At 62.8% G+C, this 556-nt stretch carries 2 protein-coding genes; both read right to left on the bottom strand.

Annotated elements, in window-relative coordinates:
- Window positions 1-22: 22 nt before the first annotated feature.
- A complete protein-coding gene (locus WH87_RS19905; protein ID WP_210165691.1) occupies window positions 23-154 on the bottom strand; it encodes a cytochrome oxidase small assembly protein in 132 nt (43 codons plus the stop codon).
- A gap of 53 nt (window positions 155-207) precedes the next feature.
- Window positions 208-556 (bottom strand): cbb3-type cytochrome c oxidase subunit I (locus WH87_RS08330; protein WP_046173238.1); only part of this gene is annotated, 349 nt, incomplete at its 5' end.

The following is a 556-nucleotide window of genomic DNA, read 5'->3' as shown; positions in this document are numbered from 1 at the left end:
GATCAGCGCTGCGCGTGCCCGGCTAGCTGCCGAACACCACGCGCTTGAAAATCACACCCAGAAAGAAGACCAACGCGATGGTGGCGAGGATGAACGCGAGGCGGCGATTGTTGGCACGCTGCTCGGGCGTTGGGCTTTTTTGTGGATTCGACATCGTTCTCGGGGCGGCTCGCGGGGCCGGCACCAACCAGCCCCGCGACACCTGCATTAGTGCACGTGCGGCGGTTCTTCCAAGGTGTGGAACGGCGCCGGCGACGGCACGGTCCACTCCAGGCCTTCCGCGCCAGCCCACGGCTTGTCGGCGGCCTTATCGCCACCGCGGTAAGACAGCAGCACCACGAAGAAGAAGAAATACAACTGCAACAGGCAGAAGCCCAGCGCACCGATCGAAGCGACCTGGGTGAAATCGGCGAACTGCTGCGGGGAGTCCGCAAAGCGGCGCGGCATGCCGGCAAGGCCGAGGAAGTGCATCGGAAAGAACGGGAGGTTGAAGAAAATCATCGAACCCCAGAAGTGGAGCTGGCAGCGAGTCTCGTTGTACATGTAGCCCGACCAC

Origin of the sequence: Devosia epidermidihirudinis (assembly GCF_000971295.1) — a bacterium.
GTDB lineage: Bacteria > Pseudomonadota > Alphaproteobacteria > Rhizobiales > Devosiaceae > Devosia > Devosia epidermidihirudinis.
The sequence above is the reverse complement of the archived record's forward strand: the minus strand, read 5'-3'. Positions and strand labels throughout refer to the sequence as shown.

Coding starts and splice junctions, on each gene's coding strand:
- WH87_RS19905 (WP_210165691.1), bottom strand. CDS start 154: ATGTCGAATCCACAAAAAAGCCCAACGCCCGAGCAGCGTGCCAACAAT.